Origin of the sequence: Bacillus sp. FSL K6-2819, assembly GCF_038008305.1 — a bacterium.
Lineage (GTDB): Bacteria > Bacillota > Bacilli > Bacillales > Bacillaceae > Bacillus > Bacillus amyloliquefaciens.
The window spans coordinates 77,503-92,709 of sequence record NZ_JBBOYV010000001.1 but is presented as its reverse complement, the minus strand read 5'-3'; the positions used below and the strand labels follow the sequence as shown (position 1 = coordinate 92,709).

Annotated in this window: 14 protein-coding genes and 1 rRNA gene; all 15 read right to left on the bottom strand. The window is 47.3% G+C overall.

Annotated features, from left to right (window positions below; translation table 11 throughout):
- Positions 1–51 precede the first annotated feature (51 nt).
- Positions 52–1,601, bottom strand: a 16S ribosomal RNA gene (locus MHH91_RS00490).
- A 329-nt stretch (positions 1,602–1,930) separates the two neighbouring features.
- Complete coding sequence (lysS, locus tag MHH91_RS00485) at positions 1,931–3,430, bottom strand: lysine--tRNA ligase (protein WP_013350788.1); 1,500 nt, start codon at positions 3,428–3,430, stop codon at positions 1,931–1,933.
- Between the two features lie 89 nt (positions 3,431–3,519).
- Positions 3,520–4,521, bottom strand: coding sequence for a tRNA dihydrouridine synthase DusB (dusB, locus tag MHH91_RS00480; protein WP_013350787.1), 1,002 nt, complete (start codon positions 4,519–4,521; stop codon positions 3,520–3,522).
- Positions 4,521–4,748 (bottom strand): helix-turn-helix domain-containing protein, encoded by a 228-nt coding sequence (locus tag MHH91_RS00475; protein WP_014469610.1) that lies wholly within the window; start codon positions 4,746–4,748, stop codon positions 4,521–4,523. Before MHH91_RS00475 ends, dusB begins: the two co-directional genes overlap by 1 nt.
- Positions 4,700–5,203, bottom strand: coding sequence for a 2-amino-4-hydroxy-6-hydroxymethyldihydropteridine diphosphokinase (gene folK, locus MHH91_RS00470; protein ID WP_013350786.1), 504 nt, complete (start codon positions 5,201–5,203; stop codon positions 4,700–4,702). The genes MHH91_RS00475 and folK overlap by 49 nt, the downstream gene beginning before the upstream one ends.
- Positions 5,200–5,562, bottom strand: a complete 363-nt coding sequence (gene folB / locus MHH91_RS00465; protein ID WP_013350785.1) for a dihydroneopterin aldolase — start codon at positions 5,560–5,562, stop codon at positions 5,200–5,202. The genes folK and folB overlap by 4 nt, the downstream gene beginning before the upstream one ends.
- Positions 5,555–6,412, bottom strand: a complete 858-nt coding sequence (folP, locus tag MHH91_RS00460) for a dihydropteroate synthase (protein ID WP_013350784.1) — start codon at positions 6,410–6,412, stop codon at positions 5,555–5,557. Before folP ends, folB begins: the two co-directional genes overlap by 8 nt.
- Before the next feature lie 13 nt (positions 6,413–6,425).
- Positions 6,426–7,277 (bottom strand): aminodeoxychorismate lyase, encoded by an 852-nt coding sequence (gene pabC / locus MHH91_RS00455; RefSeq protein WP_013350783.1) that lies wholly within the window; start codon positions 7,275–7,277, stop codon positions 6,426–6,428.
- Entirely contained in the window at positions 7,274–7,861 is a 588-nt protein-coding gene (pabA, locus tag MHH91_RS00450) for an aminodeoxychorismate/anthranilate synthase component II (protein ID WP_013350782.1), read from the bottom strand. Before pabA ends, pabC begins: the two co-directional genes overlap by 4 nt.
- Before the next feature lie 15 nt (positions 7,862–7,876).
- Positions 7,877–9,289: an aminodeoxychorismate synthase, component I gene (gene pabB / locus MHH91_RS00445; RefSeq protein WP_014469609.1), complete on the bottom strand. Its 1,413-nt coding sequence runs from the start codon at positions 9,287–9,289 to the stop codon at positions 7,877–7,879.
- A 167-nt stretch (positions 9,290–9,456) separates the two neighbouring features.
- On the bottom strand, positions 9,457–10,383 hold the full coding sequence (cysK, locus tag MHH91_RS00440) for a cysteine synthase A (RefSeq protein ID WP_013350780.1): 927 nt from the start codon (positions 10,381–10,383) through the stop codon (positions 9,457–9,459).
- 75 nt (positions 10,384–10,458) lie between these two features.
- A complete protein-coding gene (locus tag MHH91_RS00435; protein ID WP_014469608.1) occupies positions 10,459–11,349 on the bottom strand; it encodes a peptidyl-prolyl cis-trans isomerase in 891 nt (296 codons plus the stop codon).
- Positions 11,350–11,394: 45 nt separating this feature from the next.
- Positions 11,395–12,270 carry an Hsp33 family molecular chaperone HslO gene (gene hslO, locus MHH91_RS00430; RefSeq protein WP_013350778.1) on the bottom strand — a complete coding sequence of 292 codons (876 nt, stop codon included), beginning with the start codon at positions 12,268–12,270 and terminating at the stop codon, positions 11,395–11,397.
- Between the two features lie 10 nt (positions 12,271–12,280).
- Positions 12,281–13,057 carry a type III pantothenate kinase gene (locus MHH91_RS00425; protein ID WP_013350777.1) on the bottom strand — a complete coding sequence of 259 codons (777 nt, stop codon included), beginning with the start codon at positions 13,055–13,057 and terminating at the stop codon, positions 12,281–12,283.
- A 148-nt stretch (positions 13,058–13,205) separates the two neighbouring features.
- Positions 13,206–15,125, bottom strand: coding sequence for an ATP-dependent zinc metalloprotease FtsH (gene ftsH / locus MHH91_RS00420; protein WP_013350776.1), 1,920 nt, complete (start codon positions 15,123–15,125; stop codon positions 13,206–13,208).
- Positions 15,126–15,207: the final 82 nt, after the last annotated feature.

Below are 15,207 nucleotides of genomic sequence, written 5' to 3'. Positions count from 1 at the left end.
GAACGTTCTGTTTATAAGACCCAAGGTCTTATATTCCGTTAAAATCCTTAGAAAGGAGGTGATCCAGCCGCACCTTCCGATACGGCTACCTTGTTACGACTTCACCCCAATCATCTGTCCCACCTTCGGCGGCTGGCTCCAAAAAGGTTACCTCACCGACTTCGGGTGTTACAAACTCTCGTGGTGTGACGGGCGGTGTGTACAAGGCCCGGGAACGTATTCACCGCGGCATGCTGATCCGCGATTACTAGCGATTCCAGCTTCACGCAGTCGAGTTGCAGACTGCGATCCGAACTGAGAACAGATTTGTGGGATTGGCTTAACCTCGCGGTTTCGCTGCCCTTTGTTCTGCCCATTGTAGCACGTGTGTAGCCCAGGTCATAAGGGGCATGATGATTTGACGTCATCCCCACCTTCCTCCGGTTTGTCACCGGCAGTCACCTTAGAGTGCCCAACTGAATGCTGGCAACTAAGATCAAGGGTTGCGCTCGTTGCGGGACTTAACCCAACATCTCACGACACGAGCTGACGACAACCATGCACCACCTGTCACTCTGCCCCCGAAGGGGACGTCCTATCTCTAGGATTGTCAGAGGATGTCAAGACCTGGTAAGGTTCTTCGCGTTGCTTCGAATTAAACCACATGCTCCACCGCTTGTGCGGGCCCCCGTCAATTCCTTTGAGTTTCAGTCTTGCGACCGTACTCCCCAGGCGGAGTGCTTAATGCGTTAGCTGCAGCACTAAGGGGCGGAAACCCCCTAACACTTAGCACTCATCGTTTACGGCGTGGACTACCAGGGTATCTAATCCTGTTCGCTCCCCACGCTTTCGCTCCTCAGCGTCAGTTACAGACCAGAGAGTCGCCTTCGCCACTGGTGTTCCTCCACATCTCTACGCATTTCACCGCTACACGTGGAATTCCACTCTCCTCTTCTGCACTCAAGTTCCCCAGTTTCCAATGACCCTCCCCGGTTGAGCCGGGGGCTTTCACATCAGACTTAAGAAACCGCCTGCGAGCCCTTTACGCCCAATAATTCCGGACAACGCTTGCCACCTACGTATTACCGCGGCTGCTGGCACGTAGTTAGCCGTGGCTTTCTGGTTAGGTACCGTCAAGGTGCCGCCCTATTTGAACGGCACTTGTTCTTCCCTAACAACAGAGCTTTACGATCCGAAAACCTTCATCACTCACGCGGCGTTGCTCCGTCAGACTTTCGTCCATTGCGGAAGATTCCCTACTGCTGCCTCCCGTAGGAGTCTGGGCCGTGTCTCAGTCCCAGTGTGGCCGATCACCCTCTCAGGTCGGCTACGCATCGTCGCCTTGGTGAGCCGTTACCTCACCAACTAGCTAATGCGCCGCGGGTCCATCTGTAAGTGGTAGCCGAAGCCACCTTTTATGTTTGAACCATGCGGTTCAAACAAGCATCCGGTATTAGCCCCGGTTTCCCGGAGTTATCCCAGTCTTACAGGCAGGTTACCCACGTGTTACTCACCCGTCCGCCGCTAACATCAGGGAGCAAGCTCCCATCTGTCCGCTCGACTTGCATGTATTAGGCACGCCGCCAGCGTTCGTCCTGAGCCAGGATCAAACTCTCCGATAAAGTAGTTTGACTGACTACGCACATCGCTGTGCGATTTATTTAAAACTTTGAATTAACAGGTACGTTTTGTCTTGTTTAGTTTTCAAAGATCATTTTGTCTTTCGTTCAAGCGACTTTATTATTATATCTTATCAATCTCTTGAAGTCAACAACTTTTTAAAATTTCTTTTTTCGTCAGCGCCTTGTTTAGCGGCAACGAATAATAATATACCACCTCACAAATAATAGTGCAATAGTTTTTTAAAAAGAAAATCAAAAAAGTTTTACAAACGACTTGTTTCTAAAAAAGCGCCGTACTGCGATATGCAGAAACGGCGCTTTCACTTTTATTAGCGATGTCTCATTTGAGGGAATAATAAAACGTCTCTGATAGACGGAGCATTTGTTAACAGCATGACGAGGCGGTCGATGCCGATACCCAATCCTCCGGTCGGCGGCATGCCGTATTCAAGAGCTTCAACGAAGTCTTCATCCATCATATGCGCTTCATCGTTTCCTTCTTCTCTTTCTTTCAATTGCGCTTCAAAGCGTTCTCTCTGATCGATAGGGTCATTCAGCTCCGTAAACGCGTTAGCGTGCTCACGGCCGACGATAAACAGCTCGAAACGGTCTGTAAAACGAGGGTCCTCAGGATTTTTCTTAGCGAGAGGAGAAATCTCTACAGGATGTCCGTAAATAAATGTCGGCTGAATGAGTGTTTCTTCAATTTTTTGTTCGAAGAATTCATTGATGATATGGCCCACTGTCATTGAGTTTGTGATCTCGATGCCATGTTCTTTTGCATGGCTTCGCGCTTCTTCAACAGTCATCTCATTCCAGAAATCTACGCCTGTCGCTTCTTTGACGGCATCTACCATATGGAGTCGTTTCCATTCAGGTTTCAGATCAATCTGCTCTTCGCCGTACTGGATTGTGGTGCTTCCCAGCACTTCCTGCGCAATATGTGCAACGAGGTTTTCCGTCAGGCTCATAATATCCTTATAATCGGCGTACGCTTCATACAGCTCAATCATCGTGAATTCAGGATTGTGGCGTGTAGAAACACCTTCATTACGGAACACGCGGCCGATTTCGTAGACTTTTTCTAATCCGCCGACGATAAGGCGTTTCAGATGCAGCTCAATCGCAATACGCATATAAAGAGGCATATCGAGCGCATTATGATGCGTGATGAACGGGCGTGCAGACGCTCCTCCCGGTATGCTGTGCATCGTAGGTGTTTCAACTTCTAAGTATCCATGGTCATCTAAGTATCTTCTCATCGCTTGGATGATTTTGCTGCGTGTGATAAACGTTTGTTTGCTGTCAGGATTTACGATGAGATCAAGGTAGCGCTGACGGTAACGCTGTTCTACATCTTTTAATCCATGATATTTATCAGGAAGAGGACGCAGTGCTTTTGTCAGCAGTTCAAAAGATGTCGCTTTGACAGACAGCTCGCCTACGTTTGTTTTGAAAACTTTCCCGGTGATGCCGATAACGTCTCCGAGGTCTGAAGATTTAAAGATTTCATATTGTTCTTCGCCGACACTGTCTTTTCTTACGTAGATTTGAATTTGGCCCTCTAAGTCCTGCAGGTGCGCAAAGCCGGCTTTTCCTTTTCCGCGCTTTGTCATCATACGGCCTGCAATGGTAACTTCGATCGCTTTTTCTTCAAGTTCTTCTTTAGAAAGCTCCTGATAGGCGTCAATGATCTGCTGAGATTGATGTGTTCTCTCGAAACGTTCGCCGAAAGGATCAATGCCGTTTTCTCTCAGCTGGTTCATTTTATCGCGTCTGACTTGCAGCTGGTCGTTCAATTCCTCATGATTTTGCTCTTCTTGACTCATTGGTATCACTCCGTTACATTTTGATTTCATGAAAAAGCAGAAAAACTGCCAGCGGTAAGCTGGCAGTGAGCAGCAATAGAGGGTGTATATTAACCTACTTTTGCATCTTGAAGCTCTTTTGCCTCTACTTCAGCCGTAAATGCATCTAAAAGCTGCACAAACTCTTCACGCGCCTCACAATGGTTGATTCCGTTGCGGACCTCCGCATTGCCTCTGACGCCTTTCAGATACCAGGCAGCGTGTTTTCTCATTTCTCTGACTGCCACTTTTTCGCCTTTTAACTTAATCAGGCGGTCTAAGTGCAGCTTACATACTGACATTTTTTCACGGACTTTCGGTTCGTCTTTTAACTCACCGGTTTCAAGGTACTGAACCGTACGGTAGATCATCCACGGGTTGCCGAGTGCGGCACGGCCGATCATGACACCGTCAACACCGGTTTCCTCGAGCATGCGTTTCGCGTCCTGAGGCGTTTTGACATCGCCGTTTCCGATGACAGGAATAGAGAGGGATTGTTTTACTTCTTTAATGATATCCCAGTTCGCAGTGCCTTCATACATTTGCACTCTTGTGCGGCCGTGCAGCGCAACGGCTTTTCCGCCGGCGCGTTCAACAGCCTGGGCGTTTTTCACGGCATAAATGTGATCTTCATCCCAACCCATTCGCATTTTCACTGTGACGGGTTTATCAACAGCATCTACTACTGCGGATACCATTTCATAAATTTTGTTCGGATCGAGAAGCCATTTTGCCCCCGCATCGCATTTTGTAATCTTCGGCACAGGACATCCCATGTTAATATCAATAATATCAGCTGTCGTATTTTGATCGACAAACTTAGCCGCTTCTACAAGGGTTTCTTTCTCTCCTCCGAAAATCTGAAGGCTGAGAGGTTTTTCTCTCTCCTCGATGAAGAGCATTCCCATTGTTTTCGCGTTGTTGTACAGAATGGCTTTGTCACTGACCATTTCCGCACATACGAGTCCCGCTCCGAATTCTTTAACAGTAAGACGGAATGCGGCATTGCAGACTCCGGCCATCGGAGCAAGAACTACTCTGTTTTTCAATTCAATATCACCGATTTTAAACATTAATCGACCTCCTTTCGTGCATTTTGAGGCGGAGCCAATTCCTCCGCGCTTATATTTAAAGCATCAGCAGCATCACGAATGATCACAGCTGACGGCAAACGGTTTCCGCGTTCAATCTCGCCGAGAATGGAAACTGATATACCTATCGCTTTTGCAAACCCTTCTTGAGTATACCCCTTCAGCTTTCTGAATGCACGAATTCGTCTACCCCAGATTTCTGCTTCCATACTCTTACACCTTCTTGGTTTGTTTCAGCGCTTATGGTGATATGATCCGCCTGAGGACAAATTTCTTTTAACGGCGCAAGGACAAATAAGCGCTCATACATTCTCGGATGCGGAACAATCAGCCGCTCTGTTTCAATATTTTCACGATTATACAGCAAAATGTCAAGGTCTGCCGTTCGCGGCCCCCAGCGGATCTCCCTCGTTCTTCCTAATTCAGCTTCAATGCTCTGCGTCACATCAAGAAGGTCAAAAGGTGATAATGCCGTTTTCACTTCAACCGCCATATTGAGAAACTGATCCTGATCCTCATAGCCGACGGGATCCGTTTCATATATGGAGGACACTTTTGACACCGTCACGCCATCCTGCCGGCTGAGCATGGCCACTGCCTGGCGCAAATAGTGTTCACGATCGCCCATATTGGAGCCGAGGCCGATATATGCCGTGTTGTTCATGATTTCTTTCTCGTCATTTCTATGGCTACTGATTTATAATGGCCGGGAATCGGCGGATCAGGCTTAATAACCTTTACCGTACATTGCTGCACAGGCTCAAATTTCTTAAGAACCGTGTCTGCGATCCGTTCCGCAAGCGTCTCGACCAAATTGACGGGCTCGCCCTCAACGATGCCGCGGCAGACACTGTAAAGCTCCGCATAATTAATGGTATAAGAAAGGTCATCCGTTTGTCCCGCTTTGCTCAAATCCAGCTCGGCAGTCAGGTCTACTTTGAAACGCTGACCGAGTTTATTTTCTTCTTCGAACACGCCGTGATATCCGTAAAACTCCATACCTTCTACATATACTTTATCCATGATGTGCGCCTCCTTTATTCAACATAGCATCCATCATCTTAGTCATTCTCGCGATCTGCTTGACATCGTGCACCCTCACAATGTCGCAGCCTTTCTGGACGCCAAGGCATACCGTCGCTCCCGTCCCCTCGGCACGTTCTTCAGGAGGAAGGTCAAGCACACGGCCGATGAATCTTTTTCTCGATGTCGCGAGGAGCAGCGGATACCCTAACCCGCTGAACACTTCCAGCTTGTTCATGACAGCCAGATTGTCCTCATAGCTTTTCGCGAAGCCGATCCCCGGATCCAGAATCATGTTTTCATCTGAAACGCCGGCTTCTGCGGCAATTTTTACACTTTCCATCAAATCTGCGAGCATATCAGGAATCAGATCGTTATAGTTTCTCTCCTTGCGATTATGCATTAAGATAATCGGAACACTGTGTGCGGCGGCTACTGACGCCATGTCAGGATCACCTTTCGCCCCCCAGATGTCATTAATGATGGAGGCCCCCGCTTTGACCGCTTCGTCTGCTACGGACGCTTTGTACGTATCAATTGAAATCGGAACGTCCAGTTCGCTTGTGATCCGCTCTATGGCGGGGATTACACGTGACATTTCCTCATCAGCCGACACGAGTGATGCGCCGGGCCTTGTCGATTCTCCGCCGATATCTATGATGTGCGCCCCTTCTTCAGCCATCTTCGCCGCATGGAGAAGCGCTCTTTCCGTACTGTCGTATTTACCGCCGTCAGAGAAGGAGTCTGGCGTTACATTTAATATCCCCATAATGAGTGTCTTCTCTTTATAGGACAGAGCGCCTTTTTTTGTATGAATCAGTTTAGGCTGTTCAATTGTTTGCTGCGCCATTTTGTTCCTCCTCCTATACATTCATTTTGTTTATTTCCCGCTGATACTGCGTCCGGAGCAATTGCACCGTTTTACCATCCGCTCCGGGAAGCGGCACTTCCTCTATTTTAGAAAACGGGATGATTTCAAGGACGGAGTTTGTCATCCACGCTTCATCCGCTTCAAGCATTGATTGAAAACGGAATCGGCCTTCAATGACTTCTGTCCCCTGCCGTTTCAATTCATCAATGACAAACTGCCTCGTTACACCGTCGAGAATGCCTGTATCCAAGGATGGCGTGAAGACCTTGTCTCCTTTTCGCCAAAACACATTGGAGACAATGCCTTCCGCGACATCTCCTTCTTTGGTCAGGAAAATCCCTTCAAGATTCGGATCATTGCCGATTTCCTGTTTAGCGTACATGTTGTTTAAATAGTGATGGGATTTTAACCGAAAAGATCCTTCAGGCGTATTTCTCCGGACAGAGAGAAGCTTGCCTTCTTTTTGAACAGGCAGGGCTTCCGGATTGAGCCGGTTGACGAAACAAAGGACAGTCGGCTTTTCATAAGTCTGGGCAGTAAATCCCTTATCGCTGACGCCGGCGGAGACGTTAAGCCGGACACGCGCGCTGCCGTCCTCTATGTCATTGAGGAGCAAGAGGCTGTCAAGCATATCAAGCAGCTCCTGTTTGTTCACCTCATATGCAATCTGCAGATCCCGGAGCGCCCTGTTGAGCCTGGCGACATGCGCATCCGGCAGAAACGGCCGGCCGCTGTAAAGCCTGAACGTCTCGAACGCGCCGATCCCGTACAGATAACCATGGTCAAAAGGAGAAAGCGCCGCTTCTTTCTCCTCTATATATTGACCATTCAAATATATAATCACACCGTCACTTCCTTCTTGCGGTGTGTCTCTATAAAGTTTCTGAGCATCTCTTTGCCGAAGGAGGTCATGATGGATTCCGGATGGAACTGAACACCTTCAATGGGCAGCTCATTATGACGGATTGCCATAATTTCTCCTTCCTTGGTTTGAGCGGATACCGTAAAGCAGTCCGGCAATGTATCCGCTTTGACAATAAGCGAGTGGTACCGAGTGGCGACCAGCGGATTTTGCAGGCCATTAAAAATTGTCTGCCCGTCATGCATAATCTCTGACGTTTTGCCGTGCATGAGCCGCTCCGCTCTGACGACATCGCCGCCGAATACTTGTGCGATCGACTGATGTCCGAGACATACGCCGAAAATAGGAATGCTGCCGGCAAAATGTTTGATCGCTTCGAGGCTGATCCCCGCTTCATCCGGACTGCACGGCCCAGGTGAAATCATCAAGAAATCCGGCGCCAGCTCTTCTATCTCTTCAATCGTAATCCCGTCATTCCGTCTGACGATCAGTTCCTCCCCCAGCTCACCCAAATATTGAACCAAGTTGTACGTAAATGAATCATAATTGTCAATCATTAATATCATCTCTGCTCACCTCATCTAATTTTTTGTCTCTTCTTCGCTCAGCTCTAATGCCTTTTTCATCGCAAAAGCTTTTTTGAACGATTCCTTGTATTCATGCTTCGGAACCGAGTCAATGACCACTCCTGCGCCGGACTGCATAAAAGCATGTCCTCCGGCTGCATAGATCGTCCGGATTACAATGTTAAACTGCAAATCTCCGTTAAATCCAAACCAGCCTATAGATCCAGTATAAAGCCCTCGTCTTGTCGGCTCAAGCTCTTCTATAATTTCCATCGTTCTCACTTTGGGCGCTCCCGTGATGGTGCCGCCCGGAAAAACCGCATGAATAATATCTGTCGCGTCATATCCGTCCTGCAGTTCTCCCTGTACATTTGACACGATATGCATGACGTGGGAGTACTTTTCGATCGCCATAAACTCGTTCACCCGCACGGAGCCGTAGCGCGATACGCGCCCGAGATCATTGCGCTCAAGATCAACAAGCATGACGTGTTCCGCACGTTCTTTTTCATTGTGAATTAATTCATCAGCAAGCGCCTTGTCTTCAGCATCGTCTTTTCCTCTTGAACGCGTACCCGCGATCGGTCTCGTTTCAAGCTTCTTCCCCTTTTTTGTTACCAATAGCTCCGGCGACCCGCATATCACTTGAAAACCCGGCGTCTCCAGATAGGCCATGTAAGGAGACGGATTAACGTTTCTCAAATGTTTATACACTTCATACGGATGAACGGATAAGGACTGGGATTGCCTGATGGACAAATTAACCTGAAACACATCACCGCTCGCAATATATTGTTTAATTTGTTCTACAGCCTGTGAAAATCCTTCTTCAGTGAACGGAGCGGCATACGATCCGTCTCCGTCCCGGTTCAGCGGTGAATAAGGCTCGTCCTCCGTTTGGAGGGAACACCACATATCCTCTAAGCCGGACAGCTTCTCTTCCGCAAGCTCCGCTTCTTCCGATTCGGTATGAGTAATGAGCCATAACGCCTCTTCCTCATGGTCATAAACGGCCACATCGTCAAAAACGAGAAAGTAAATATCAGGTGTTTCCAAATCATCTAAAGACAGCATCTTAAAATTCTCAATATATCGGGCGTAGTCGTAACTGATAAAGCCAATTGCGCCGCCTTGGAAGTCCGGGAACTCATCGTTTGTTTCCGTCCCAAGCGCCTCAAACCACTCATGAAAGGCCCGCAGCGGGTCACCTTCTTTAAACAGCGTTTCCCCTTCATGCTTGATTGTCGTAATTCCGTCTTTCCCCTTGACGGACGCAATCGGATCTAGACCGGCTATACTGAATCTTCCCCCTCTCGCGCTTTCGAGCAGAACATGCCGTTTTCTCGATTTCGAAAGGTTTTCATACTGCTGTAAAAATGCTTGTTTCGTAAAAGGTATTCTTCTTCCTGCCGGTCTGCGTTGTGCCATCTTATCAATCCTCTGCTTCGTTTTTCTCTAGTTTTATTTTATAGCAATCACACTGGTGAAAAAAGTGAATTTCTCTTCCAACGATAGAATTCGAAACGTTTTTTGGATTTTCGATGCTTCAGGCACAAAAAAACTCCCGGATACAGCCGGGAGCCGTGTGTATGTCTCTATTCAAACTGATATAGCGGTGTGCTTAAGTAACGCTCTCCGTTACTAGGGATGATCGCAAGCACTTTCTTGCCTTTTCCCAGTTTTTTCGCGATTTCCAGCGCCGCGTAAATGGCTGCTCCGGAAGAAATACCGCCGAGAATCCCTTCTTCTTTTGCCGTTTTACGGGCATATTCAAATGCGTCCTCGTTTTTAACGGGAATGATCTGATCATAAATGTCCGTGTTCAATGTTTCAGGGACAAAACCCGCACCGATACCCTGAATTTTATGCGGACCCGGTTTTCCGCCAGAAAGAACTGGAGAGTCCGCCGGCTCTACCGCATAAATTTTGATGGATGGATATGCTTCTTTCAGCACTTCACCCGCTCCCGTGATGGTTCCGCCCGTACCGATACCGGCCACGAACGCGTCAAGCTGGTCTTCTCCAAACTGTTCTACGATTTCTTTCCCCGTTGTTTGACGGTGAATTTCCGGGTTTGCCGCATTGTTGAATTGCTGAGGCACAAAATAGCCGTGTTCCTCCGCAAGTTCTTCCGCCTTTTTAATGGCGCCCTTCATTCCTTCTGCGCCGGGAGTCAGTACAAGCTCCGCCCCGTATGCGCGCAGCAGATTGCGTCGCTCCATACTCATCGTATCAGGCATAACGAGGATCGCTCTGAGGCCTTTTGCCGCAGCCACCATCGCAAGACCGATTCCTGTATTTCCGCTTGTCGGTTCAATGATTGTGTCGCCGGCTTTTAATTTCCCTTCTTTTTCAGCCGCTTCAATCATCGCCACTCCGATACGGTCTTTTACGCTGCTGCCCGGATTCATGTATTCAAGCTTCAGATATACATCTGCGCTGTTTTCATCCGTCAGGCGATTCAATTTCACAATAGGAGTATTACCGATTAGTTCAGTAATAGAATTTGCAATACGAACCATATTGGACACCTCAATTTCCGACTAAATTTATTGGTATTATAAATACAAGTTATCAATTTCAAAATTTTTTGTCAATCATTTAGTTCTTTTTTCCCCGTAGAACCAAGAGACCCCCGCCTCTTTCCACAGCGTTTTGACCGTCGCCTTATCACCTAATTGATCCATCGCGATCTGGCGTCTGATTTGGCTCTTCACTTCATTGTATGAGAAAGTTCTCGCTTTAAGCTTTTCTTTCAGCTGAATGACCGCATATCCTGAAGAAACTTTAATCGGTTCAGCCGACCATTCATTTTCTTTAAGGTTTTTGGCTTCTGTGATATATGCCGGCGGGATATTCTCCTGGTTTTCTGTCACAAAGCCGAGGTCTCCGCCATACTGAGACGTGTATCTGTCTGTGGAACGCTCTGCGGCGACGGCTTCAAAGCTGGAACCGCCTTTCAAATCAGCCAGAACCCTGTCCGCTTCTTCTTTGCTTTTAACGACGATATGCCGGATTCTGTAGGAATCATCGAATTGATACAGTTCTTTATTTTTATTATAAAATGATTGCATTTCCTTATCCGAAATATCGATATCCTTCGTCAGCAGTTCTTCAAGAAGAATGTTGTAGCGGATCTGGTCTTTCCATTCTTTTTCCGTAATATGACTGTCTTCATAAAATGAATTATTCACAGCTTTGATTAAAAGAAATTCTCTCTCCAGTTCGCTGTTTGACACTGTGAGTTTATTCTTTTTCGCAAGTTCTTCCACTACTTGTGTATTAATCATGTCTTCCAGAGTTGATTTTCCGTACTCATCTTCCATCTTTTTCATCCAGTCTTGCCTCGTGATATGTTTATCACCGATTGTCGCGATGGATTCTTCAGATGATCCCGCGGCTTGGGATTTTGTTAACTTATACGCGACTGCCACGCTGCATACTAACAGCGCCGCTACAATAATTGTCAAAAGTGTTCTCGGTTTCAAAATCTACCCCATCCCTTTAATAAAATAGAACAACCCGCTAAAGAGCTAGCGGGTTGTTTCGTCACGAAGCTCTTCCAGTTCTTCTTTTGTAAATAAATATTTCTCATTACAAAAATGGCAAACCGCTTCGGCTTTTCCGTCTTCTTCTATCATATCTTGTATTTCTTTTTTGCCTAGTCCTAAAATAGCCGCTTCGAATCGGTCTTTTGAACAAGAACAGTGAAATTTGACCGGCATGGTCTCGAGTACGTCCGGTTTTTGACCCAGTACTTCTTCTAAGATTTCTTCCGGTGTCAGGCCTTTTTGAATTAATTTAGAAATCGGTTCGATTTGAGATAATTGCTTTTCGATTGTTGAAATGGTTTCTTCATCGGTTCCCGGGAGAAGCTGGATAATGAAGCCGCCCGCAGCGAGAATTGTGTTATCAGGGTTTACAAGCACACCTACACCGACGGATGAAGGGACTTGTTCAGAAGAAACTAGGTAGTATGTGAAGTCGTCACCGAGTTCGCCTGAGACAATCTCTACTTGTCCCGTAAAATAGTCACGCAAGCCCAGATCTTTTACAACACTAAGGGTTCCGTCCGTTCCTACCGCCCGTCTGACATCCAGTTTCCCCTGTTCATTGAGGTCAAAATGAACGTGCGGATTTGATACGTAGGCTCTGACTTCACCCTTTGCGTTCGCATCTGCGACAATGGCACCGATCGGGCCGCCGCCTTCTATCTTGACGGTCAGCTTATCTTCACCCTTCAGCATCGCTCCGAGGATCAGAGAAGCTGTCATCGTCCGGCCGATTGCGGCTGATGCCGTCGGCCATGTGTCATGCCTTCTTTGCGCTTCATTTACCATATCTGTCGTTCTGGCTGCATAAGCCCGTACTTTACCGTCATATGCAATTGCTTTAATTAAATAATCCATCGTTTACCTCCTATACGTGACCCACGCGATTTCGCTCATAAATGATTTCAAGCCCTTTCAGAGTGAGAAACGGGTCAACAATATCAATACAGTCTGATTCGTTCGCGATCAATGATGCAAGTCCGCCTGTCGCAATGACTTTCGGTTCTTGTTTGGCCTGCCATTTCATCCGCTTCACTATGCCTTCAACTTGTCCGACATAGCCGAAAAGGATGCCGGACTGCATGGCGCTTACCGTGTTTTTGCCGATGATATTATCCGGACGGGCAATTTCAATTCTCGGAAGCTTGGCCGCACGGGAGTAGAGCGCTTCCGTTGAAATCGTAATGCCGGGAGCAATCGCGCCGCCCATATATTGCTTGTTTTCATCAATGTAGCAATACGTCGTCGCCGTTCCGAAGTCAACGACAATTAATGGGCCGCCATACTGCTGAATTGCCGCAACGGCGTTGACGATCCTGTCTGCCCCCACTTCTTTCGGATTGTCATATTTTATATTTAAACCTGTTTTCATCCCCGGGCCGACAACCTGCGGCTCGATGTGAAAGTATTTTGTGCACATTCTTTCTAAAGAGAACATGATCGGCGGCACAACGGATGAGATGATAATCCCTTCAATTTGTTCAAACATGAGTCCGGAATGTTCAAATAAGGAGCGGAGCAGCATGCCGAATTCATCTTCCGTTTTGTGTCTGCTCGTTTCTATACGCCAATGATATTCTAATTCCCCATCATGATATACACCAATCACGGTGTTGGTGTTCCCCACATCTATAACCAGTAACAACCTCTATCACCACTTTTGAATAGTTTCTAATCATAACATTTTCAACATTCTACAATACCATACACGATCTGCGGCTCTTTTGTAAACAAAACGGAACCAGTAAAAAAACCGCCGGTATATGCCGGCGGTTTTCATATCAGAATGCGAACTATTCTTTCGGTTCGTCCTTCTTTTCGTCTTCTGTTTTAGACAGAATGTTTACTTTCACATCGTCTTTTTGAAGATGGTCATCTGAGAAATTGCGCTCTGGGAGTTTTCCGTGATCCACAAGATGCTTGATTTGTTCCGCATCTAATGTTTCCACATCAAGCAATGTCTGAGCAATCAATTCAAGCTTATCGCGATTTTCAGTCAGGATTGTTTTCGCACGCTCATAACATTCTTTAATGATGCGTTGAATTTCCTGATCGATTTCGTAAGCGATCTGATCACTGTAGTTTTGCTCGTTGTTGAAATCCCGGCCCAGGAATACTTGACCGCCTTGAGATTGACCGAACTGAAGCGGTCCGAGTTTTTCTGACATACCGAACTCTGTCACCATTCTTCTGGCAATGTTCGTTGCCCGCTGGAAGTCATTGTGAGCCCCCGTGCTGACTTCGCCGAAGATAATTTCCTCGGCAACGCGTCCGCCCAGAAGACCGACAATTTTATCGAGAAGTTCAGGTTTTGTCTGGAAGTAACGGTCTTCTCTCGGAAGCATGACTGCGTATCCGCCTGCCTGCCCCCTCGGAACGATCGTTACTTTATGAACCATATCGGCTTCATCCAGCACAAGTCCGATAACGGTGTGACCGCCTTCGTGGTACGCCACGATATTGCGTTCTTTTTTCGAAATGACGCGGCTTTTCTTCGCAGGGCCCGCAATGACACGGTCCGTTGCTTCATCAATGTCGCGCATGTCAATTTTCTTCTTGTTTTGACGGGCAGCAACGAGTGCCGCTTCGTTAAGAAGGTTTTCTAAATCGGCGCCTGAGAAACCAGGTGTTCTTGAAGCAATTGCTTTTAAGTTCACCGTCTCATCAAGCGGTTTGTTTCTCGCATGGACCTTCAATACGGCTTCACGGCCGATGACATCCGGACGGTCTACCGTAATCTGACGGTCAAAACGTCCTGGACGGAGCAATGCAGGGTCCAGAATGTCCGCACGGTTTGTCGCAGCGATAATAATGATTCCTTCATTCGCACTGAAACCGTCCATCTCTACAAGCAGCTGGTTCAGCGTCTGTTCGCGTTCATCATGCCCGCCGCCAAGACCGGCGCCGCGCTGACGTCCCACAGCGTCAATCTCATCAATAAAGATCAGGCAGGGCGCGTTCTTTTTCGCATTTTCGAATAAATCACGAACACGGGAAGCACCGACACCGACAAACATTTCAACGAAGTCAGATCCGCTGATGCTGAAGAAAGGAACGCCCGCTTCACCGGCTGATGCTCTCGCAAGCAATGTCTTACCGGTTCCCGGAGGTCCGACCAACAGTACGCCTTTAGGAATTCTCGCGCCAAGCTCGGCAAATTTGCGAGGATCTTTCAGAAACTCAACAACCTCAACAAGCTCCTGCTTCTCCTCATCCGCGCCGGCTACATCTTTAAACTTCACGCGTTTCTTTTCTTCCGTATACAGCTTCGCTTTGCTCTTTCCGAAGTTCATGACACGGCTTCCGCCGCCCTGAGCCTGATTGAGCAGGAAGAAAAACAGAATAAAGATGATGACAAACGGAATGATCGTCGTTAAGAACGTCACCCACCCGCTTGTTTCCTGTGCGGGATCAACTTTTACGTCCGTCTTTTTAATTGCGTCAAATATCTGGTCTGCTCCTTTTCCTTCAGGAACATGTGTTAAAAAGTACTGGTCTTTGTCATATTTTTTCAGCTGTCCTTTTACCTCATAAACACCTCTGACAGGCTGAACCGATACGCTGTCAACTTTCCCTTCATCGAGATTCTTGATAAACGTACTGTACGACATATTTTCTGTTTTCGGGTTTGAAGTCTGGAAGTAACTCACAACCCCGATTACTACTAATAAAATAAGTAAATAAAAAATGGTATTACGGAAGACCCGATTCATTCCTTACCTCCTCCCACAGTAAGCACAACTATGTTCAATAGTACCATAGAAAATCATTCCAATACAACCGATAACCATCTCG

What these genes read in the sequence shown, in the direction of transcription:
- lysS (WP_013350788.1), bottom strand. Translation starts at nt 3,430, where the DNA reads ATGAGTCAAGAAGAGCAAAATCATGAGGAATTGAACGACCAGCTGCAA.
- dusB (WP_013350787.1), bottom strand. Translation starts at nt 4,521, where the DNA reads ATGTTTAAAATCGGTGATATTGAATTGAAAAACAGAGTAGTTCTTGCT.
- MHH91_RS00475 (WP_014469610.1), bottom strand. Translation starts at nt 4,748, where the DNA reads ATGGAAGCAGAAATCTGGGGTAGACGAATTCGTGCATTCAGAAAGCTG.
- folK (WP_013350786.1), bottom strand. Translation starts at nt 5,203, where the DNA reads ATGAACAACACGGCATATATCGGCCTCGGCTCCAATATGGGCGATCGT.
- folB (WP_013350785.1), bottom strand. Translation starts at nt 5,562, where the DNA reads ATGGATAAAGTATATGTAGAAGGTATGGAGTTTTACGGATATCACGGC.
- folP (WP_013350784.1), bottom strand. Translation starts at nt 6,412, where the DNA reads ATGGCGCAGCAAACAATTGAACAGCCTAAACTGATTCATACAAAAAAA.
- pabA (WP_013350782.1), bottom strand. Translation starts at nt 7,861, where the DNA reads ATGATATTAATGATTGACAATTATGATTCATTTACGTACAACTTGGTT.
- pabB (WP_014469609.1), bottom strand. Translation starts at nt 9,289, where the DNA reads ATGGCACAACGCAGACCGGCAGGAAGAAGAATACCTTTTACGAAACAA.
- cysK (WP_013350780.1), bottom strand. Translation starts at nt 10,383, where the DNA reads ATGGTTCGTATTGCAAATTCTATTACTGAACTAATCGGTAATACTCCT.
- hslO (WP_013350778.1), bottom strand. Translation starts at nt 12,270, where the DNA reads ATGGATTATTTAATTAAAGCAATTGCATATGACGGTAAAGTACGGGCT.
- ftsH (WP_013350776.1), bottom strand. Translation starts at nt 15,125, where the DNA reads ATGAATCGGGTCTTCCGTAATACCATTTTTTATTTACTTATTTTATTA.